The organism is Mycobacterium sp. IS-2888, from assembly GCF_001954215.1.
Lineage (GTDB): Bacteria > Actinomycetota > Actinomycetes > Mycobacteriales > Mycobacteriaceae > Mycobacterium.
The window spans coordinates 1-749 of record NZ_MBET01000005.1; the positions used below are offsets into that span (position 1 = coordinate 1).

Here is a 749-nt window from a genome sequence, read left to right on the forward strand (position 1 = left end):
TCTTCACCGCCCTACACGCGATCAGCGCGTCGGCCGTTCAGGGTGGGGACGGGCCGCCGCCGGCGCGGATCGTGCTGGAATCGGACGGCGCCGAAAACGTGCCGTTGGATCCCAACGCGCCGCAGGGAGCGTTCACCGCCGCGCGGGCCGCCAAGGACCAGGGCGTGCAGATATCGACCATCTCGTTCGGCACGCCGTACGGCACCGTCGAGTTCGAGGGCGCCAGCATTCCCGTCCCGGTCGACGATCGGACGCTGCAGAAAATCTGCGAGATCACCGACGGCCAGGCGTTCCATGCCGACAGCCTGGAATCGCTCAAGAACGTCTATACGACGCTGCAGCACCAGATCGGCTACGAAACCGTGAAGGGTGACGCGAGCCTGGCGTGGATGCTGCTCGGTGCGTTCGTGATGGCCGGCGCGGTATTGGCGGGCCTGTTCCTGAATCGCCGGCTGCCCGCCTGAGCGATCAGGTGGGAAGTCTTCGGTTGATCAGCAGCGCCAGAGCCGTCGCCACCAGCGCGACGACGACCCCGAGGCGCAGCCAGCCCGCACTGCCCGGTCCGGGCACCGTGCGATACCCGATCTCGTTCTCGATGGCGTCGTAGTCCTTGTTGAGCTGCTCGAGATTGGTGGCGGTGTAGGACTGCCCACCGGAAAGCTGCGCGATCTTCTTCATCTGGTCCGTGGAGACGGGCACATTCACCCGCTGGCCGTCCATCTCGATGCTGCCGGTCTTGGTGCCGACCC

2 pseudogenes are annotated in these 749 nt (G+C 66.4%); one reads left to right on the plus strand and one right to left on the minus strand.

Annotation, left to right across the window (positions count from 1 at the left end):
* Positions 1 to 464 (plus strand): annotated as a pseudogene (locus tag A5745_RS00460) (hypothetical protein); the annotation flags it as partial.
* Positions 465 to 468: 4 nt separating this feature from the next.
* Here A5745_RS00460 and A5745_RS00465 read toward each other — a convergent pair.
* Positions 469 to 749, minus strand: a pseudogene (locus A5745_RS00465) (hypothetical protein); the annotation flags it as partial.